The sequence below is a fragment of the Methylobacterium sp. 092160098-2 genome (genome assembly GCF_028920805.1).
In the GTDB taxonomy this organism is placed as follows: Bacteria; Pseudomonadota; Alphaproteobacteria; order Rhizobiales; family Beijerinckiaceae; genus Methylobacterium; species Methylobacterium fujisawaense.
Map to the genome: position 1 here is coordinate 641783 of NZ_JAQPZJ010000002.1, position 19454 is coordinate 661236.

Annotated in this window: 18 protein-coding genes and 4 pseudogenes; 11 read left to right on the forward strand and 11 right to left on the reverse strand. The window is 66.0% G+C overall.

Annotated features, from left to right (window positions below; genetic code table 11):
* Window positions 1-70: 70 nt before the first annotated feature.
* Window positions 71-214: an XRE family transcriptional regulator gene (locus PQI07_RS28465; RefSeq protein WP_274928302.1), complete on the reverse strand. Its 144-nt coding sequence runs from the start codon at window positions 212-214 to the stop codon at window positions 71-73.
* 725 nt (window positions 215-939) lie between these two features.
* Here PQI07_RS28465 and PQI07_RS28470 point away from each other — a divergent pair.
* From PQI07_RS28470 to rnk (PQI07_RS28480), 3 genes are read left to right on the forward strand one after another with little or no spacing between them, the layout of a single operon-like run.
* Window positions 940-1092, forward strand: coding sequence for a hypothetical protein (locus tag PQI07_RS28470; protein ID WP_274928303.1), 153 nt, complete (start codon window positions 940-942; stop codon window positions 1090-1092).
* Window positions 1093-1107: 15 nt separating this feature from the next.
* Entirely contained in the window at window positions 1108-1530 is a 423-nt protein-coding gene (rnk, locus tag PQI07_RS28475; protein ID WP_274928304.1) for a nucleoside diphosphate kinase regulator, read from the forward strand.
* 52 nt (window positions 1531-1582) lie between these two features.
* Window positions 1583-2041: a nucleoside diphosphate kinase regulator gene (gene rnk / locus PQI07_RS28480; RefSeq protein ID WP_274928305.1), complete on the forward strand. Its 459-nt coding sequence runs from the start codon at window positions 1583-1585 to the stop codon at window positions 2039-2041.
* A 380-nt stretch (window positions 2042-2421) separates the two neighbouring features.
* Here rnk (PQI07_RS28480) and PQI07_RS28485 read toward each other — a convergent pair whose 3' ends face one another.
* Complete coding sequence (locus tag PQI07_RS28485) at window positions 2422-3456, reverse strand: IS481 family transposase (RefSeq protein ID WP_274928306.1); 1035 nt, start codon at window positions 3454-3456, stop codon at window positions 2422-2424.
* A 124-nt stretch (window positions 3457-3580) separates the two neighbouring features.
* Between PQI07_RS28485 and PQI07_RS28490 the strand changes: the two genes are divergently transcribed.
* Window positions 3581-4378 carry an IS3 family transposase gene (locus PQI07_RS28490; protein WP_274928307.1) on the forward strand — a complete coding sequence of 266 codons (798 nt, stop codon included), beginning with the start codon at window positions 3581-3583 and terminating at the stop codon, window positions 4376-4378.
* 341 nt (window positions 4379-4719) lie between these two features.
* Here PQI07_RS28490 and PQI07_RS28495 read toward each other — a convergent pair.
* The 4 genes and pseudogenes from PQI07_RS28495 to PQI07_RS28510 all read right to left on the reverse strand — a co-directional run.
* Window positions 4720-5627 (reverse strand): annotated as a pseudogene (locus PQI07_RS28495) (DDE-type integrase/transposase/recombinase); the annotation flags it as partial.
* A 5-nt stretch (window positions 5628-5632) separates the two neighbouring features.
* On the reverse strand, window positions 5633-5884 hold the full coding sequence (locus tag PQI07_RS28500) for an NnrU family protein (protein WP_274928308.1): 252 nt from the start codon (window positions 5882-5884) through the stop codon (window positions 5633-5635).
* On the reverse strand, window positions 5881-6972 hold the full coding sequence (locus PQI07_RS28505; protein ID WP_274928309.1) for a DUF8744 domain-containing protein: 1092 nt from the start codon (window positions 6970-6972) through the stop codon (window positions 5881-5883). The genes PQI07_RS28500 and PQI07_RS28505 overlap by 4 nt, the downstream gene beginning before the upstream one ends.
* A 44-nt stretch (window positions 6973-7016) precedes the next feature.
* Window positions 7017-7325, reverse strand: coding sequence for a metal-sulfur cluster assembly factor (locus tag PQI07_RS28510; protein WP_274928310.1), 309 nt, complete (start codon window positions 7323-7325; stop codon window positions 7017-7019).
* 237 nt (window positions 7326-7562) lie between these two features.
* On the opposite strand from PQI07_RS28510, the gene PQI07_RS28515 reads away from it, so the two are divergent.
* Both PQI07_RS28515 and PQI07_RS28520 read left to right on the forward strand, forming a co-directional pair.
* Complete coding sequence (locus PQI07_RS28515; RefSeq protein ID WP_274928311.1) at window positions 7563-8741, forward strand: NnrS family protein; 1179 nt, start codon at window positions 7563-7565, stop codon at window positions 8739-8741.
* A gap of 609 nt (window positions 8742-9350) precedes the next feature.
* Window positions 9351-9695: pseudogene (locus tag PQI07_RS28520) on the forward strand (IS110 family transposase); the annotation flags it as partial.
* A gap of 795 nt (window positions 9696-10490) precedes the next feature.
* Here the strand turns inward: PQI07_RS28520 and PQI07_RS28525 are convergent.
* The 4 genes and pseudogenes from PQI07_RS28525 to PQI07_RS28540 form a co-directional block, all read right to left on the reverse strand.
* On the reverse strand, window positions 10491-10904 hold the full coding sequence (locus tag PQI07_RS28525; protein WP_274928312.1) for a TlpA disulfide reductase family protein: 414 nt from the start codon (window positions 10902-10904) through the stop codon (window positions 10491-10493).
* A gap of 64 nt (window positions 10905-10968) precedes the next feature.
* A pseudogene (locus PQI07_RS28530) lies at window positions 10969-11485 on the reverse strand (IS3 family transposase); the annotation flags it as partial.
* A 40-nt stretch (window positions 11486-11525) separates the two neighbouring features.
* A pseudogene (locus PQI07_RS28535) lies at window positions 11526-13124 on the reverse strand (ISL3 family transposase).
* A 297-nt stretch (window positions 13125-13421) separates the two neighbouring features.
* On the reverse strand, window positions 13422-13871 hold the full coding sequence (locus PQI07_RS28540) for an Rrf2 family transcriptional regulator (protein ID WP_274928313.1): 450 nt from the start codon (window positions 13869-13871) through the stop codon (window positions 13422-13424).
* 95 nt (window positions 13872-13966) lie between these two features.
* On the opposite strand from PQI07_RS28540, the gene hmpA reads away from it, so the two are divergent.
* The 4 genes from hmpA to PQI07_RS28560 are packed head-to-tail and all read left to right on the forward strand — an operon-like array spanning window position 13967 to window position 17220.
* Window positions 13967-15208 (forward strand): NO-inducible flavohemoprotein, encoded by a 1242-nt coding sequence (gene hmpA, locus PQI07_RS28545; RefSeq protein WP_274928314.1) that lies wholly within the window; start codon window positions 13967-13969, stop codon window positions 15206-15208.
* 54 nt (window positions 15209-15262) lie between these two features.
* A complete protein-coding gene (locus PQI07_RS28550; RefSeq protein WP_274928315.1) occupies window positions 15263-15706 on the forward strand; it encodes a PAS domain-containing protein in 444 nt (147 codons plus the stop codon).
* A 14-nt stretch (window positions 15707-15720) separates the two neighbouring features.
* On the forward strand, window positions 15721-16482 hold the full coding sequence (locus PQI07_RS28555; protein WP_274928316.1) for a 5-formyltetrahydrofolate cyclo-ligase: 762 nt from the start codon (window positions 15721-15723) through the stop codon (window positions 16480-16482).
* Between the two features lie 18 nt (window positions 16483-16500).
* Window positions 16501-17220: a GntR family transcriptional regulator gene (locus tag PQI07_RS28560; RefSeq protein WP_274928317.1), complete on the forward strand. Its 720-nt coding sequence runs from the start codon at window positions 16501-16503 to the stop codon at window positions 17218-17220.
* Window positions 17221-17709: 489 nt separating this feature from the next.
* Here the strand turns inward: PQI07_RS28560 and PQI07_RS28565 are convergent, their stop codons facing one another.
* Entirely contained in the window at window positions 17710-18030 is a 321-nt protein-coding gene (locus tag PQI07_RS28565; RefSeq protein ID WP_274928318.1) for a hypothetical protein, read from the reverse strand.
* 181 nt (window positions 18031-18211) lie between these two features.
* Between PQI07_RS28565 and PQI07_RS28570 the strand changes: the two genes are divergently transcribed.
* Window positions 18212-19357 (forward strand): HPP family protein, encoded by a 1146-nt coding sequence (locus tag PQI07_RS28570; protein ID WP_274928319.1) that lies wholly within the window; start codon window positions 18212-18214, stop codon window positions 19355-19357.
* Window positions 19358-19454: the final 97 nt, after the last annotated feature.

Genomic DNA, 19454 nt, shown 5'->3' on the forward strand with positions numbered 1-19454 from the left:
TCGCGGAGGGGCAGGCGCGGCGTTCGTCCGCGCCGTCCCGGTGAATGTAAGCCCGGTCGCCGCGAAGGGTCTACGACCTGAGTCCCGCCCGGTCCGCCATGGCGGACAGCGCGTCCGTGGAGAAGCCGTCGAACCGTCCCGCCCGCAACTCGCGGACGCGCGCCATGCTGATGCCGAGCCTGTGGGCCACGTTGCTGGGGGAGCGACACATCATCCATCGCCCCAACTCGGCGGCCAGGTCGGCGCGTGGACATGCCTGTTCAATGTCGCTTTGCCCGCCAGGTGGCGGGATACCCTGAACCGCATACATCCTGTCACCTCGTCGATTGGCCCCGCCGGGCTTCCCGACGGAGCGTTCCCGATGGCGCCCTCAGGGCGGGGCGCGCGAAAGAGCGGGTTTTCGGAGGATGTCCCTGGCTCGGCCCCGCCCGCGAGCGGTCGGCCGGAGGCCAGGGCTACGAGCCTGCTTGCAGGCTGCCCGAGCGCGCCAGGAGGCGGATGCTCTGAAGGCGGTTCGACATGCTGCGCCTAACGTGGGCCTGCGGCGACCGCTTTCAAGCCACGCTTGGCCCACGGACGTTCGAAGCGGGGGGCGCCGGTTCGAGGGCCGGCGGCGAGGGTTTGACAACCGGGCCCGCCGGACCGATGTTCGGTCCATCATGCCGTTTCGCGCGACCTTCCATCGTGGCCTGCACCGGGCAGGCAACCTGATCGCGGGCCAGTAGCCCCGAGCCGACGGCGCGTATCCGCCCGTCCCGCTCGGGGTAGCCGGGTCCGCTTTCCGCGAAGCGCCCGAAGGTCGGCCGAGAGGCTCGACGGCACCCATTCCAGATCCACCAGACGCAGGCCGGCGGGGTTCGATGCCGCCGGGTCCGCGTTCGCGCGAACGCGACGCCAGGCACGCCGGCGTCGTCGCCTCGGTTCGCGCAGGAGGCAGCCATGACCGACGACACGCCCGAGCCGTCCCCTGCTCCGGAGACCACCACCGACGACGCGGGCGACCGGAAGGTCGTCCCCCTATTGCGGCCGCAGCGGAGCCAACCACCCGCCTCGGCTGGCGAGGACGACGACCCCGGCCCGAGCGCGGCCTGACGGAGGACTGGCGAGATGGACACGAAGAGGAAGAGTGTCGACGGCACGAGCTTGCCGAAGATCAAGGTGACGGCGGAGGACCACGAGCGCTTGGCCGGGCTGGCATCGGCCGCCATGGACCGCATGCCGGAGGTGGCGGGCTACCTGGCGGACGAGCTCGACCGTGCACAGGTCGTGCGGTCCGGGAAGGCCGCCGTCGGGTTCGCCCGGATGGGCTGCGAGGTCGAGTTCCGCGACGACACGACCGGCAAGGTTCAGGCGGTGACGCTCGTCTACCCGGGCGAGGCCGACATCGGCCAGGGCAGGATCTCGGTGCTGACGCCGGTCGGCGCGGCGCTGCTCGGCCTGAGCAGAGGGCAGTCCATCGCCTGGCTGACCCGGACCGGAGCCGCCAAGCGCCTGACCGTGCTCGACGTGCGCGAGCCGGCCTTCGCCTGAACCCGGCGGAGATCCGACATCCCCCGACCATCCCCCACGTACCGAGACCGACATGCCCGTTCCCGCCAGCCTCGAAGAACGCCCGCCGATCGTCATACCGACGACCGACCTGCGGTCGCTGCGGGAGATCGTGACCGCGACCCGCCCGTCGGACCCGCGGGCTGCCGTCGCGGCCTGGCTGGCGGAGGAGCTCGACCGCGCCGCGGTGGTCGCGCCAGAGGTTCTGCCGCCGCGCGTGGTGACCATGCATGCGCAGGTATCGTACCGGGACGACGTCACGGACCAGGTCGGGCGCATGACGCTCGTCTATCCCGGCGAGGAGGATGCGGAGGGACAAGCCATCTCGGTCCTGTCGTCGGTCGGGGCCGCCCTCGTCGGCTTGTCGGAGGGGCAGTCGATCCGCTGGCGTACCCCGTCGGGCGGCCTTCGCGGCCTGACCGTCCTGCGGGTGCTGTTCCAGCCATACGGCAGGCTCGGCGCGAGCGACGGTGGTCCGCGAGCGCGTCCGTAGTCGGTGACGAGGCCGGATTCACCGGGGAGTCCGACCCCGGTGGCCTCCGGCAGCCCTGTGCCGTGAGGCAGGGCGAGGGCGCCACGGCCCCGGACGGCATGCGCAGGACCGGACGCGTCTTGGCCGTCTGTCGAGGGGGACGGTAGGGTTCTTGGACGGCCCTACGGTCGCCGGGAGATCGACTCCGAGGCTAGCGGTAGCGGGTCGCGCTATCCGCTATCGCTACCGCGGCGGGAACGTCGTGTTTACGCCGGCCATCAGATCCTCGCCTCAGTTGCGGGGAGTGTCCGATGCCGAAGCGGGACGAGGTTTTGTAGTAGCTGGTACTCGATCTGACAGGCGATGTCCGGAGGTGGTCGGTCTCGACTGCCTGATGGTGCTCAGGCGGCGATCATCTTCTCCTGGGCCAGCGGGACGGCGTCAAGGAAGGTCCGCATCGGCGTCTTGCCGAAGCACCAGCGGCCCTGATGCGGTCGCTCCTCATTGTAGCTCTGGATCCAGGCATCCAGGTCTGCCTGCAGCTCGGTCAACGAACCGTAGATCTTCTTGCGGAAGGTGACGCGGTAGAACTCGTTCAGCACCGTCTTGTGGAAGCGCTCGACGATGCCGTTCGTCTGCGGGTTCTTGGCCTTGGTCCGGGAATGGTCCACGTCCTCGACCGCGAGGTAGAGCTCATACTCGTGGTGCTCGGGGTTGCCGCAGTACTCGGTACCGCGGTCGGTCAACACCCGGCACAGCTTGACCTCCTGAGCGTCGAAGAATGGCACCACGCGGTCGTTGAGCAGGTCGGCCGCCGTGAGGGCCGTCTTGCGGTCGTAGAGCTTGGCGAACGCCACCTTGGCGTAGGTGTCGATGAAGGTCTGCTGGTAGATCCGCCCAACCCCCTTCATGGTGCCGACGTAGAAGGTGTCCTGCGCGCCGCAGTAGCCGGGGCACTCGCTCTCGAACTCGCCGTGCGTCTCCTTCTCGGCCTTGGCCTTCTCCAGCGCCGCGAGTTGGCCTTCCGTGAGCACCAGCCCCTCCTGCGCGACCTTGGCCTCCAGAGCCTTCAGCCGCTTCTTCATGGTCTCCAGGTCGTGGCGCTGCCAGACGCCGCGCACGCCCGCCGGTGAGATGGAATGCCCGCGCTTGCGGACCTCATTGGCCACGCGGATCTGCCCGTAGGCCGGTTGCTCCAGGGCGAGCTCTACGATCAGCGCCTCGACCTCGGGCGCGGTGCGGTTGGCCAGAAGCGGCTTGCGCCGACTCAACTCCTGCAGGGCGACCTCGCCGCCCGTGTCGTAGAGCTCTCGGAACCGGTAGAAGCTGTCGCGCGAGTAGCCCATCATCTTGCAGGCTTGGCTGACATTGCCGAGCTGCTTGGCCAGCTCTAGCAGGCCCACCTTGCCGCGGATGACCTTCTGTTCCCTCGTCATGGTCAGTGTCCTCGAAAACGCCGAGGCCGGGCGCTGCGCACCCCGACCACTCCGCGCCCGGCCTCGGCTCTCGCTTCAGCTCAATGACACCGGCTGTCAGATCAAGTCCTGACTACTGCAGCTGATGGGTCTGGCGCGGTCCACCTACTACGACGCTCCGACGCGGGCTGCCGACGACACCGCCCTCGTCGAGGCTATCGCCGCGGTCTGCGACGCGTTCGAAGCCTACGGCTGGCGCCGCGTCCAGGCGGCCCTGCGCCAGCAGGGATGGCGGGTGAATCACAAGAAGGTCCGCCGCCTCATGCGCGCACATGATCTGCAGCCACGCGTTCGGCGCCGCTATGTCACGACCACCGATAGCGATCACGAGAGCCCGATCTTCCCGAACCTGGCCCGGGACATCGTGCCGGACGGGCCCGACCAGCTCTGGGTCGCGGATCTGACCTACGTCGCGGTGATGGGCGGCTTTGTCTACGTCGCGATCATCCTAGATGCGTGGTCGCGACGCGTGGTCGGCTACGCGCTCGGCCGGTCGATCGACGCCCGCCTGACCATCGCGGCTCTGCGCGCGGCGATCGAGCGACGTCGGCCGGTGCCGGAACTGACCCACCACACGGACCGTGGCAGTCAATACGCTGCCGAAGCGTATCGGAAGGTGTTGGCCGAGCACAGGATCGTCGGTTCGATGGGCCGGCGCGGCAATCCCTACGACAACGCCAAGGCCGAGAGCTTCATGAAGACGCTCAAGGTCGAAGGAGTGTACCCGATGGCGTTTGAGACCTTAGCCGATGTGGTGGCCGAACTGCCGCGCTTCATCGAAGAGGTCTATAACACTCGCCGCCTGCACTCCGCACTGGGTTATCTGAGCCCCGTGCAGTTCGTGGAGCAACAAGCCCAGCAGACGGTCAAAACCGCCGCCTGATCGTGCCCACCGTCAGGGGCCCACTCCAATCCAGGGTTAAAGTTCAACGCCGTTTGACAGGCATGGCTACGCCTCTGGGGGCCACCGCGAAATTCCGGTTCACCGCTAAGGGATTCTACGTATGCCCGCCCGGGGCCGCGCGAGGGCGTCGTGGATCCCCGCAAGAAGCGATCCGTCCTTGAAAAGCTTCTCTACCACCCGCAGGAAGCCTGCCCGGCGGGCCCGTTGCAGCAGGTCGTCCGAGGGGCGTGCCGTGATCAGGATGGCTGTCCGTCGTCAGGTGATTCGAGACGATTTGGGACACTCAGGAACGGAGGCTCTGGTCCACCTGGGTTGAGAGGTTAGGCGGCCTGCGCGTGATGTCGCAAGCGGCGGTCCATAAGGGTCTGGCGCTTGATCCGCGCCCGTTCACGCAGGATAGTCTCGCCGCGGCCGAAGTAGACGTCGGCAGGGGGGAGGTTGTCGAGGCACTCGTGAGCCCGGAGATGATTGTAGTGCTCGACGAAGGCAGCGACCCGCGCCTCCAACTCGCCGGGCAGGTAGGCGTGTTCGAGCAGGATGCGGTTCTTGAGCATCTGGTGCCAGCGCTCGATCTTGCCCTGGGTCTGCGGATGACGGGGCGCGCCACCGATATGGGTCATGCCCCGGCAGCCAAGCCAGTCCGGTAAATCGCTGGCGAGATAGCTCGATCCGTTGTCGGTGAGCAGCCGTGGCCGGTGCGCCACCGGCACGTGGTCGAGCCCGGCGGCCGCCAGCGCCAGGTCGAGCGTCGCGGTGACAGTCGCTGACCTGCATCGTCGTGCACAGCTTCCACGCCACGATATAGCGCGAGAAGTCGTCGAGCACCGTCGAGAGATAGTACCAGCCCCATCCCACGACCTTCAGGTACGTGAAGTCCGTCTGCCAGAGCTGGTTGGGCGCGGTGGTCTTGTCGCGGAACTCGTCGGCGGCTTTGACCACGATGTAGGCCGGGCTGGTGATCAGGTTCTGAGCTTTGGGCAAGCGGTAGACAGTTGCCTCCGAGACGAAGTAGCGCCGCTCGTCGGTGAAGCGCACCGCCAACTCGCGCGGGCTGAGCTCCGGCTGCTCCAGCGCGAGGGCGACGATCTGCTCGCGGATCTCTGCGGGCAGACGATTCCAGACCCGGCTGGGACGGGACGGGCGATCGGCCGGGGCCTCGGGGCCACCGTGCCGATCGGCGTTGTACCAGCGGTAGAAGGTCGCCCCGGGTGATGCCGAGCTTGTCCAGCTGTCTCACGAGCGCTGACGGCGGACAACTACTTGCGGGACGAACCACTGCCATCGGGCCGGCTGCCAAAGCGAACCGGTATTGGCCCTGCGCGCGGCGGCGACCACCCAAGCCAGCAAGACCAGCGACAGGGTCGAGTAGGACGCGACGTACGCATGGCGCCCGAGGCGTCCGACCACATGGGCGCGCAGCCTCGGGGTGGCGGGGACGGAGTGGGCGGCGAGGAAGGCCACCATGGCGAGAGCGAACTCGGTCACGCGGCCGGTTCCCGAGCCGTGGCCCGCTGGGCGAGCTGCCCCACCCACTTCGACGCGACGACGCAGAGAGGATACGCCAGCAACGCCATGGCCGTCAGGATGCCACTCCAGCGCCGTCCGGGATGCCAGCCGGCGAGATCCGAACCCACTCGGAGCGCGACCGAGGCGTGGAGTAGGAGCAGGGGCCCGTACAAGGCGGGTCGATAGGGCACTCGCACCCGCGCGACCGCCGGCAGGATGACGGGTGCGTGCCCGAACACCATGGACATCACGAAGCCGACCAGGATGGCATGGACGGTGATGTCGTACCGAAAGACGGTCCCGGAGGGCGGGAGGGCGAGCAGTGCCAGGCCGGCGAGGCCGAGCCAGGCATAGCCCGCCAGCATGCAGGCGGCCATGAATCGCGTCTGCCCGTCCCGGCGCACCGTCCGGACTGCGATGTCGTGCCGGACGAGCCAACCTGTGAGCGCCAGGAGGCCGACCCCTGCAAGGGCCGCGCCCGCCCAATCGCTCAAGCCGACAGCGACGCCGGCGAGGAGGAGGCCGCAGGCGGCGAGGTAGAGCGGCAGGGCGCCGTGGCGCGGCGCCGCCAAGCGGCTGAGTTCCAGGCGTTCGCCCGCGACCGTCAGGACGAGGAAGGCGAGCCACCAGCCGATGAGGTCCGGGATCGCGGCGCCGCGGGCCCACATCACGTTGCCGTAGAGCCAAGCCGCCGCCGCGGACACCAGCGAGGCGGTGAAGAGCGCCGGTTGCATTTGAAGGATCCGCAGGGAGGCGGCGCAAAGCGCGGCGGCCGCGAGGACGTAACCCCAGCCGGCCGCCTCCGGAGGCAGGCCGGCGAGCAGCGCGACCGTGGCGGCAACGGCGGCGACGGGCCCCAGGAACGCCCAGGCTCGGCCGAGCGCCACAGCCCGCTCCAGCGCGATCAAGGTGCCGAAAACGCCGGAGATCAGCAATGGGCCGTGGAGCGCCGCGAGCGAGGGGCCATGGGGCAGCCCCCAACCGAGGCGCGAGAGCCCAGCCCAGAGGCCGACGGCCAGTGTCGCGCCGGCGCAGGCGAGGAGGAGCAGTCGGGGGATAACAGTCATGGCTCGCGCCCAAGCGGAACGTTGGAGGGTAAGGGTTGGGCAATTCAGCTGCAGCGGCGGCCGATTTCTACCGTCCGTCCGCCGAGTTGCGTCCAGCCGATCTTGGTGATCCGCTCCGGAGTCCAGAGCGGGGTCCAGACGAGCCGGACGAGCACTGTCGGGCAATCGTTGAAGCGCCGCCTGAGGTTGGTTTGCACGTCGTCGACCAGTGCCTCTCCCAGGGGGCAGGCGCGCGTCGTGAGCGTCAGGTCCACGTCGATGCGCTCCGGCGTGCGGGTGGCCCGGTACACGAGCCCGAGATGAACCACGCTGACGCCGATCTCCGGATCGAGCACGGCCAGCAGGCATTCCATGACATCCGGATCGAGCGACGTACCCGGTTGCCGCTCCTCGTCGTGAACGTGCCGCGTCGCGCGGGCTCTCAACCAGGAAAACACCGCTTCGGCCCTCCATAAAACCTACGTCATCCACTGGCGTGATTTGTGCCAACCGTTGCCTTGATTTGGCTCAAATCCGGCCGCCGCGGCTCCTGATAGCGGATGAGAAGCGGCCACGCCTGGGCGGCTTGCGTCGTTTCGAAAGGTACTCCCATGGCTCCGGTCCAGCGGCTCCGCCCTTATGGCGGGCCGCCCATCCTTTCCCACGGCTTCCGACCGTTCTTCCTGCTAGGCGCGCTCTACGCCGGCCTAGCCGTCCCGGTCTGGCTGGGCGTTTTCGGCGGGAAGGTCGCGCTGCCGACCGCGTTCGCGCCGCGAGACTGGCACGTCCACGAGATGCTCTACGGCTACGTCGCGGCGGTCGTGGCCGGCTTCCTCCTGACGGCGGTGCCGAACTGGACGGGGAGGCTGCCGCTGCAGGGCGGTCCTCTGCTCGCCTTGGTCCTGACCTGGGCGCTCGGGCGGGCAGCCGTCTGGATCTCGGCTTGGATCGGATGGTTTCCGGCCGCGCTCGCCGACTCGGCCTTCCTCCTGCTCCTGATTGCCGCAGTGGCGCGCGAGGTCGTAGCCGGCCGCAACTGGCGCAACCTGAAGGTCCTCGTGCTGCTCGGCTTGCTCCTCGCCGGCAACGGGGTCTTCCATGGGGAGGCGCACTTACGCGGGCTCGCGGAGTACGGCACGCGGATAGGCATCGCCGCCTGCCTGGCTCTCGTCATGGTGATCGGCGGGCGCATCGTCCCGAGCTTCACCCGCAACTGGCTGTCCCGCGAGAACCCAGGCCGGATGCCGGCGCCGGTGGGGACGTTCGACCTCGTCGCGATAGGGCTATCCCTGGTAGCGCTCGCGGCGTGGACCGTCGTGCCGGAGGGCGCCGGAACCGGTGCTGCGCTCTTCCTCGCGGGTGCGCTGCAAGTCGCGCGGCTTGTTCGCTGGGCGGGGGACCGCGCCGTGAGCGACCGCCTGGTGCTAATCCTGCACGTTGCCTACGCCTTTATTCCCCTTGGCTTCACGCTAGTTGGGCTTGCCGCATTCGGCATCATTGCGCCGGGAGCCGGCATCCATTCCTGGACCGGTGGCGCGCTCGGCCTGATGACGCTGGCGGTGATGTCGCGGGCGAGCCTAGGGCACACCGGTCGCCCCCTCGCCGCATCGGCTGGCATTCAGGCGGTCTATACACTCGCGGTGATGTCCGTGCTCGCGCGTGTCTGCGCCTCTGCCCACCCGGCCTGGTCCGGCGCGCTGATGCCGATGGCCGGCGTTCTCTGGGCCGGTGCCTTCCTAGGCTTCGGTCTCGCCTATTGGACCGTGCTGACAGGTCCCCGGGTCGCCTGAACCCCGCCGACAACAACGTCGGCGAGGGCACGTCCGCCGCAGGTAGCACCGATCTGGACCAGAAGCTCATCCGGTCCACGGCGAGGCAATTACGCGGCACTTACGAGCTCGCGACCGACCAGGGCGGCTCGAACGCGAGGTTTTCCCATTCGCTTGAGGAGTTGCTTGCCGATGAATGAGAATCACGGGATACTTGGGGTCTCGGACGACCCGGGCGGGGCCGTCTCGAATCGTGGGAAGGCCGCGGTCGGATGCCCTGCGCCGCCCACGTCGCACGTAATTCTCCTCCTGCTCGCGGTCGGCGCCCTAGCCCTGGCCTTCTACGGCCTTGCGCTGCAAGTGCACCTCGGGAGCTGAGCATCCGTTCACCCGTCTCCTTTGCCGCCCCGGGGCGGCCGTGCTGCCTCTCGACCCAGTGAGGGGCAGGTCGCTGTTTGTTCTACGGCTTCGCAACGCGCCTGCGTTTTGACACATGGGGTAATCGCGGGAGCGTTCCCCTCAGGGCCGGAGTGAGCTGGCCCCCAATGGAAGAGGTGGTTGTTCCCCGGCAGGATGAAGCTGCGGGCTCACGACTGGACGCCGGGCCCATACATCGAGCGGAGAACAACCATGGGTGAGTATATCGGTCTCGACGTGTCCTTGAAAGACACCGCGATCTGTGTGCGGCGGGACGGCAAGCGGGTCTGGCGCGGCAAGTGCGCTTCCGATCCCGCAGTCATTGCCGGTGTTCTGCGCAAGCATGCGGCCGATGCCCAACGGATCGTGTTCGAAACGGGCCCTTTGTCGATCTGGTTCTTCCATGCCCTCACGGCGGAAGGCCTTCCGGCGATCTGTATCGATGCTCGTCACGCCAAGGCCGCCCTCGACATGGCCACCAACAAGACCGACGCCAACGATGCCGATGGGCTGGCTCATCTGGCCGAGGTCGGCTTCTTCCGCGACGTGCGCACACGCCTGGGTAATTACGGAACGCGAGCGCAAGGCAAGTACAGTCATGGGTTATAAGAGTTAAATGCGGGTGACCGCTCGAAGTTAAAGCGAAGCTATCCGCTGGTGTCTGCTTTTGAGAAAAGGGTGGGAAAGCCTGGAGCGTCTGAAATGGGCGCCAAGCCGAACCTCAACTTCTGCGCACACTGGTGATCCGGCGTGACGTAGTCTGACCGGAAGCGGCTCGTCCGCTTTGCGAAAGCTAAAAGCATAAAGCGGCCATCCCGACATCAAAGTGCAATCCGGTCGCCTCGGACGGGCTTCGTCGACCGGGCGGCCGCCAAGCCCTACAGCGCTTGCAACGAAAGAAGTGTGCGCTGTGCGGCCTGGCGGGCGCGGCGTTCCAACTCCATGGTCGCGCCTGTTGGCCGGTCAGGCCCCTTGCAAGGCTGTCTTCCCTTTGGGCGGCGTGAATGGCACGGATCGTTCGCGCCCCTGCGGAGCACGCCTCGTCCTGCCGATTTCGCACTCGCTTCGGTTCAGTTGCGGTAGATCAATGCCATGCAGTAAAGGCGCTGTCACAATGGTCGACCAGTTGGATAGGGGAAGGCGCTAGTTACCCCATTACGATGCGTCTTGGGCCAATCCACGCAAGCCGCCGCATCCGCGAAGACCCGCGGCGGGCTGGCCGATAAGAATGTTCGGTGCTCTGATAATCGTCCGGACCCCAACGCGTGGTGGGGAGGCGAGCCGCGTGCTGTTCCAGCAGACCTCGGCTCAGCGGGATCGGCAGGATCAGGACCACGGGGAGGATCGGGGCCATCATGGCAGAGCGCCCGGGCAACCGGCATCGTCGCACCCGCCCACTGCCCGCTCCCGTTGTGTCGGCTCCACGTTCGGCGTTACGACCAGCGAACCAACAAGGACTCCAAGCGCAAGGTCTGTGACCTGCCCGAAGGCGCGTTCGCGAACCACGCCAGCGCGGTCGATCACGACCGTGGTCGGCGTTCCACGCATGCCGTACCGCCGCATCGTCTGCGGTAGCGGCCCATCCTCGCCACGCCGGTCGACAGCGATGGGCAGGGTCAGACGGTACTCATGGATAAAGGCTTCGAGCGCCGCCTCGGTCATGGCGGCATGATGCTCGAACACTGTGTGCAAGCCGATCACCGCGACATCGCTGTGACCGGCCAACATCCTGTGCAGCTTCTCGGCCTGCGGCGTGCCGTGAGCCACGCAGCCCGGGCACAACCTCTAGAACTGAACCGCTCCGGTTTTCCCGGGCGCCATTTGGTTTGGGTCAGGCGGCCAAGGCTTGGACCTCGGCCTGGGCATAATAGCGCGCCTCCGCTTCGGCGGGAGGGATGTGGCCGATCGGTTCGAGCAGCCGGCGGTGATTGAACCAGGCCACCCATTCGAGCGTGGCGTACTCGACCGCCGCGAACGAGCGCCACGGCCCGCGCCGATGGATGATCTCCGCCTTGAACAGGCCGATCACCGTCTCGCCCAGAGCATTAATCGTATGAGTCCCCGACGCTGCCGACGGAGGGCTTGATGCCCGCCTCGGCGAGGCGCTCGGTGTAGCGGATGCCCACGTATTTCGATCCGCGATCCGAGTGGCAGAAGAGGCCGCTGCCGGCGAAGGGGCAGCGCTCGTGCAAGGCCTGCTCCAAGGCATCGAGCACGAAGTCCGCTCGGGCCTGGTGCGACACCCGCCAGCCCACGATCCGATGGGCGAAGACGTCGATCACGAAGGCCGCATAGACGAAGCCGCTCCAGGTCGCGACGTATGTAAAATCCGCCACCCACAGCCGTGGACTTGCCCCGCGAAAGTGGCTCTTCGTCACTTCGTGTAGGTCAAGGAGCCAGAAGCACGCGTCGGCGCAGGAGGTCGAAGCCGGCGCGGCCGTACATCAGCCGCTTGATCAACTTCATTTTTGTGATCTGGCCTTCGGACTGGGCGTTGCTCCACGGCATTGTCAACGCCGCCCTCACTGCGGCCACATCAACGACGAGCCCGCTGGCGAACGTCTGCGCGGCTTGGATGCCGCTCGTCTTCGCCTCGACGATCCGGGCCTCGAAGGCCTCCAGACGTCGGTTGCCGTGTGCGGACGATCCGTTCCCCTTCGTCCCGGCCTCGCGCACGAGCGCGACGAAGCGCTGGACCAGCCTGTGCAGCGTGGCCGCGTCTGGATCCTGCACGATGCGCGCGAGAAGCGCGCCGTCGGTCGGGCTCAGCCGGTCCGGCGCCACCGTCATGATCCAGGCGAGGACCTTCGATCCCGGCAGTCGCACGCGCCGCGCCGACAGTTCGGCCGAGCCGGGGCCCGTCACGACGGGAACGGCGTCGCGCCAGCGTCGCGGCGTGGTGATCGCGAGCTTCGTCCGTCGGCTCTGCAGCCATTTGTGGACCTGCCGCGAGCCACCCGCATAACCCCGTTCGCGCAATTCTCGCAGGAGCTGCAATCCGTTCTCGCATCCCTCGGCACGGCGGCGCTCGAGATAAGCGAGCCAGGGGTCGAGTCGGCTCGGTCCGATCCGCCGTTCGCCGCGTTCCGGGGCCCTATCCATGGGGGCGTAGCGCCGCACCGTTCCCGGTGCCAGAGGGATCGCGCGCGCAATCGCCATGATCGACTCGCCGGCCGCGTGGCGGCGCTGCACCTCTGCATGACGCACTGCCCTCCAACGTTGCACCTCCTGCGCGGCGGCTTGATCCGTGCGGCTGCGCGGGAAGGCGAGATCAGGAATCGGAGCCGCCGAGCCGGAGGGGACGGGAAGAGCGCGCAGGCGGGCATGAGCGCCGACCAACCAGCGCTCCAGCATCTGGCGCGCGTTCAGCAGGAGGTGCCAGCGATCGGCGACTTGCTGGGCACGCGGGCGACGGCCTGAGCCGCACGCGCGTAGCCTGTCGAGCGATCCCGTGCGACGATCTCCAAATCGGTGTGCGACCGTAGCCAAGGCTCGAACGACGCCGAGTTGCGGTCGGGCAGAAGATCGATGGCACGATGATGGCCGAGGTCGACGACGAGCGTGCCTGAGGCGCAGCAGCGTCGAGGGGCTCGCCGGCATGGAGAGATTTGCGAGCAGGCGCGCACCGGCTCGAGCGTTGATAGCTAAGCCGACGCGCTGCTGTGCCTTGGCGAGGCGTCAGGTTCGTCGGGCGTACGGAGCCAGGACAGAGGAGACAGGAAGGCAGAAAGTGCGTCGGGGACAGGAGGGGTTGAGGCAGCGCAGACGCCGAACGGTGAGGTCGAGCCGAACGGCTCGTCCAAGGGAGGGCAGATCGGCGGGGTGACGTTGATGGGAGCCGTGACTGGCGGCGCTCGGAGTGCCGCAACCCGGACATCGTCCTGCGCAGCGGCGACCGCGAACGCGCATCACAACGCCCGCCTCATGCCCGTTTTCGATGGAGAGTACCCGGCAGCCGGGAACCTCGTGCAGCCGCGCCATCGCCAAGCTCCGTCATTCTCATACGACCGGAGAACGCGCGGGGAAGCCACACGAAGCGACGAAGAGCCACTAAACTGAAGCAAGTCCAGACGTAACGTGAGCAGTTGCTGTGGACGCCGCACGCTAGGTTCTGAACTGGGGAACTCGGCTTCGGTGCTGGGCCGCCCCCTGCTCACGCCTGATTATCGGGCGCTTCGTGTTCTCAGCCTTCGCGTTCAATCAGCAGCCAGGGATGAAGCAGCGTCACGATTCGGACTGTGTTGGCGGCTGAAGACCCGTCATATCCGACATCCCGATCTCGCATTATGGGATGAACTCTGTCGGTAAACCCAGAAGACGCAAGATTTCCGGACCAGCCTCATCTGCCAGCAGATCCGCTAGTGTGTAGCCGTCGAGAACCGCCAGGAACGCACCCAAAGCCTCTCCGAGTGCACGCCTCAACCGGCATGGTGCTGTAATCGCGCAGGCCCCGCTCGCGAAGCACTCTACCAGTGCTAGATCGTCCTCGGTCTGCCGCACAACGGCACCGACGACGATGTCGGCAGCCGGCTTCCCAAGCCGCAGCCCACCGCCACGGCCACGAGTCGTCCGGATCAGCCCGAGACGGCCGAGTTGATGCACCACCTTCGTCAGGTGGTTCTCCGAGATGCGGTAGGCACGCGCGATCTCGGCGATTGAACTCTGCTCGGGTTCGCGCAGGCCGACGTAGATCAGCGTGCGCAAAGCGTAGTCCGTGTAGCGCGTCAGACGCATCGCGTACCCCGTGTGGACTGAAGGTATATGGGGATTGCATCTTTGAAGCCAGAGCGGCATAAGGTGCGGCGATGATGCACCTTTGAGGGCTGCCGATGCCGACTCCACTCTCTCTCGCCACTGTCGCGATCATCAAGGCAACCGTGCCGGCCCTGGAGGCGCATGGTCTGACTATCACGAAGCGCATGTACGAGCGTCTCTTCCAGAACGCCGAGGTTCGCGACCTCTTCAACCAGTCCCATCACGGCGAGACCGGGTCGCAGCCGAAGGCCCTAGCCCTGGCCGTGCTCGCTTACGCCCGCAACATCGATAACCTCGGCGCCCTAGCGGGGGCAGTAGAGCGCATCGCGCAGAAGCACGTCGCACTGAACATCCTGCCGGAGCACTACCCCTACGTGGCCGACGCGCTGCTCGGCGCCATCGGTGACGTGCTGGGCGAGGCTGCCACGCCGGAGATCTGCGCGGCCTGGGGCGAGGCGTACTGGTTCCTGGCGGAACTACTGATCGGCCGGGAGGCCACGATCTACCGCGACCTCGCGGCCAAGCCGGGCGGCTGGAACGGCTGGCGCGATTTTGTGGTCGACAGCGTGTCCCAGGAGAGCGAGACGATCCGCTCCTTCGTCCTGGTCCCCGCCGATGGCGGACCGGTGCTGCGCCATCAGCCGGGGCAGTACCTGGGCTTCCTGTTCAACCTGCCTGGCCACGGCGTGTTGAAGCGGAACTACTCGATCTCCTGCGCGCCGAACGACCGGGCCTACCGCATCACCGTCAAGCGCGAGGGCCGGGCAGACGAGCCGGCCGGGATCGTCTCGAACTGGCTGCACGATCACGCCAGGTATGGGACAGTTCTGCGCGCGGCACCGCCGGCCGGTGACTTCTTCCTCGACCAGACGTCGAACGCCCCCGTCGTCCTCGTAAGCGGCGGCGTCGGGCTGACCCCGATGATCAGCATGCTGGAGACGATCACGGCGGCAACGCCTCAGCGGCCGACCTGGTACGTTCACGGAGCGCTCAACGGCCGTGTCCACGCGATGCGTGATCATGCCAAGGCGCTGACCGCCGGCAACGAGAATGTCCGGTTGCACACCTTCTATGCAGAGCCGGGGGCGCATGATCGACAGGGCGAGCACTACGATGCGGCCGGCCTGATCAGCGCGGATTGGCTCGTGGCGCAGACGCCCCATGAGGAGGCGACCTACTATCTCTGCGGTCCCAAGCCGTTCCTCAGCGCGCTTGTGAATGGGCTTCAGCGTCAGGGCATCCCGGCCGAGCGCATTCGGTTCGAGTTCTTCGGTCCCGCGGATGAGCTGATCGAAGAACCGCGGCGGGCTGCCTGAACACGATAGCGCCGCTCCTTCAGGTGAGCAGCGCCTCAACTGGAGAGCGCCTGCGTGGACTACGCGCGTACTGTGGCCGACGCCATCCTGTCAGCTTCTGCGGATGCGGTGATTGCCTCCGACAGCGAGGGCATCATCCGCATCTGGAACCCGGGAGCCGAGCGCATCTTCGGCTACACGGCCGACGAAGCCGTCGGCCAGTCGCTCGACATCATCACGCCTGAACGGCTGCGCAAGCGCCACTGGGCGGGCTACCGCAAGACCATGGCGACGGGGGAGAGCCGCTATGGCGAGGGCGTTCTCCTGTCCGTTCCGGGCATCTGCAAGGATGGGCGGCAGATCTCGGTGGAGTTCACCATCGTGCCGCTCAAAGATGAGCAGGGGACGATGACCAGCATGGTAGCGGTGATGCGGGATGTCACGATCCGCTTCACCGAACTGAAGGTGCTGAGAGAACGCTTGATCAAAGTAACCGAAGGACGTGCGGGCACAGCATAGCGAGGGAGCACATCATGGTTGGGCGTTCAACTAAGCCACCTGAGATGTCGTCGAATTCTGCGGCTCCCGAACTTTCTGAGTTTGGCGAGTACAGCTCTCCGCCCTGCTTCATGCATGAGCTAGGTCCGGACTTCGTCAGCCCGGAGGCGGGGACGCCGGCATCTGAATCCAGCCTCTCTGAAATCTCCGCATCTGACTGGCCGCGTGTGCGGCGGTGGCGCAAGGAGACTCGAGCCGCTCTCATCGAGCGGCGGGCCGGCATCTCTGCCCAGGACCGCGCCGCCTGGAGCGAGCGCATCAGCCAGGCGCTTGAAGTCGCTCTACCCTTGGCGTCAGGCACATCGATCGGATTCTACTGGCCCTTCAAGGGCGAGTTCGACGCCAGACCCTTCCTGACAGAGCTGCGTGGCAAGGGAGCACGACTGGCGCTCCCGGTCGTCGTTGAGAAGGGGTGCCCTCTACAGTTTCGTGCCTGGTCGCCTGGGGAACGCCTGGTCCGTGGCGTCTGGAACATTCCCGTTCCCGCTGAGGGCGAGGCCGTCGATCCAGACGTTCTGATAGCGCCGCTCGTCGGCTTCGATCTAGCCGGGTACCGCCTAGGGTATGGTGGCGGCTTTTATGACCGAACCATCGCGTCCAGGCCAACGAAGCCGCTGGTCATTGGCGTCGGCTTTGCGCTTGCGCGGCTCGCGACGATTTACCCACAGGCGCACGACGTTCCTATGGATATCATTGTGACAGAAGAAGGTTTCTGGCCGGACGTGGCTAGACTTTGATCTTGCTTCGGAGTCGGGATGGTGCTCGCGTTGGAAAGTCTCCTAGCCGATTCAGCTCCAGTCTGCTCTGAATCAGGTCTGCGCGCTTTGGCCTATAAAGCTCTAATGTGCGCGATTGCCGAACTGCGCATCTATGATCATCCTGGCGAGCTGCAGCTTGATGAGTGCAAACTATCAAGGGATCTTGGTATCAGCCGCACGCCCATTCGCGAAGCTCTGACAATCCTGGAACACCAGGGGTTCGTCCGTCGGCGGCCGCGACACGGTGTGTTCGTCGTTAAGAAGAGCAGGCATGAGATCATCGAAATGGTCTACGCCTGTGCTGCTCTAGAGAGCATGGCAGTTCAGTTGGCATGCACCAAAGCAACAGACGTGCAGCTCGGCGCGTTTCGCACAAGCTTCAGCGACTTCTATGAGGCAGATCCTCCAAGCGGATATCAACGCTATTTCGAGGCTCGTTGGCGTTTCTGCCGCCATGCCGCCACGCTCGCTCAATGCTCGGAGTTTCTCTCCATGCTTGACCATTTCCTGCTGCATTTGCGGAGTGTTCACGAGGCGATTTTCCGCCAACGCATCAATTTCGAATATCTGAGGGCCGCCTACCGGTCGATCATTGCGGCGCTTGAGATGCGAGACGCCGAACGTGCGAGCCGGCTCGTTCTGGAAAGGGGCTTCAGGTTTGCTCACGATGTCGAGATCTGCGGCGATTGTTTCAGACCCGCAAATCCCGAAAATTAAGTTGCGGCGGAAACGACGTAGTCCCGCTTGTTTTGACTACTTTAGCAATGTTATAGATTCAAGTTCAATCGCCATCGAAGCACGATCGAGGGTCTAAACTCAGATAACCTCGACCGTGCCAGGTCCCGCAGATACGGTGCTCTGTCGCGCATAATTGCGACTTGCGGTTCCTGTCACGGTGTGCTCGCCTACGACGTAGGAAGTCCATGGCTGGAGATTTAGCTGGCAGCCAACGTGGAAGATCGGCTTCAGGATTTAGCCTCAAGTGTGCGTTGCATCGATGCCATTCAGCAGATACGGAGCATTTCTTGAAAATTTGCTCCGGAAGCGATGAATCGAGCGGCGGGGTTTTACACTTCGCGGTTGTGGACGGGGCTTTACACGCAGCAAGCTTGCGATACCGCTGTCGTAATCAGGCTGAGGCAGACGCACGGACCTGTGTTTCGCAGCCCCTTTCCTGCATCGGTTTTCAATCGAAATGCGATGCCCTCAGCCTCGGTCAAAGCCGATATAAGCGAGCAGTAACGCGAGACTGAGCCATGTGCAGGCCGCTAAGGTACACTGGGACAAGGTGTGACGTCGCACGGCGTCATAAACGAACCATGTCAGGAGCAGCAGCAGCACGGCGGCCGCGAGCCCAGCGCGTTCGAGCATGCGGCCAGACGCGGTCAGGAAGACCGTCACCCCGACGGTGGTGGTGACCTGCTCCCAAGTGCTCGTGTTCCGCCGGTCCAGGAACATCCCCACGAAACGAACGCAGCCGAGCACCGCAGCGACTGTGAGAAGCGCGGTGATGACGATTTCCTTCATGGCCCTCGGTTCCAGCCGCCGAGACCCGAACGCCTAGTAGTCGGGCAGATTGCCTTCGCACATTGCAATTTTGGCGGGGGGCCGTAAACGGACAGCTGGTATACCAGCGCCTCGTGCCGCCTACCGGTGCATTTGCCTGTCCCACGGGCACTTTCAGCGGCGCTGTGCGAGCGAGGGACGCGTGAGGACATCGAATTCGGTCCGCCCGGAACACAAATCCGGAAAATCGTCAGGGTTTCGGCTGTTCAAGCCGATTCTGGCGGGCGCAACTCTTCGGGAGCGCTTGGTTGCTTGCCTCGGTGCGCTCGCGGGCATCACGCTCACCGGCCTGATCTGCGGCTTGGTCTTCGGCCACGGGCCTGACGTCCCGCTCATCGTCGCGCCGATGGGGGCCTCGGCAGTGTTGCTGTTCGCCGTGCCCGCGAGCCCGCTCGCTCAGCCCTGGTCCATCATCGGCGGCAACACGATCTCCGCCTTTATGGGTGTGCTAGCCGCTCACTTCATCTCGAACCCATTCGTCGCCATCGGCGTCGGCGTCTCGCTGGCCATCGCCGCGATGTCGCTCACCCGCTCCCTTCACCCGCCTGGCGGCGCCGCCGCCTTGACGGCGCTCATCGGCGGCCCGGCGGTCACCTCCTCAGGTTTCCTATTCCCTCTGTTCCCGGTTTGCGTGAACTCGGTCATCCTGGTCGCGCTCGGCATCGCGTTCCACAAGATCTCGCGCCGCAACTACCCGCACGTCCCGATCGCTGCGCCGGTTAACACGCATGGAACGGCGGACCTGCCCGCGCCGCTCAGAGTCGGCTTCACGCCGGAAGACGTGGACGCGGCCCTGGTCGAGTTGCATGAGACGCTGGACATCGACCGCGCCGACCTCGACCGGCTCCTCCAGCAGGTCGAGCTTCGCGCGCTCGTGCGGACCCAGGGCGACCTTACCTGCGGCGAGATCATGTCTCACGACGTGATTACGGTTCGGCTAAACGATAGCGCCGAGCGGGCGCGAGAGCTCCTCATCGCGCACAACATCCGGACGCTGCCGGTGGTGGACGGAGCCGGCCGGCTCGCGGGGACACTCGGCCTGCGCGAGCTGACGCTGCACGGCGACGTGGGCATCGCGCAGGTGATGACCGGTGCACAAACGGCCGGACCGGATGAGCCGGTGGTCGCGCTGGCGCCCTCGCTGACTGACGGCCGCACCCATGCGGTGGTCGTGGTGGACGAGGATCGGCGCGTCCTCGGGATCATCACTCAGACCGACCTGCTTGCGACTCTGACGCGCCTGCTTTCGGCTAAAGCGTTCGCTCCTTCCGATACCGTGACTGCGTAAGCGCCCCTACGGCCCGATCTTATCTGCTACTCGAAGGCTTTGGACGCACCGCGCGATCGTGCTTCGAAGAAAGGAGGTTGACGCGTGGCGCCGCCGT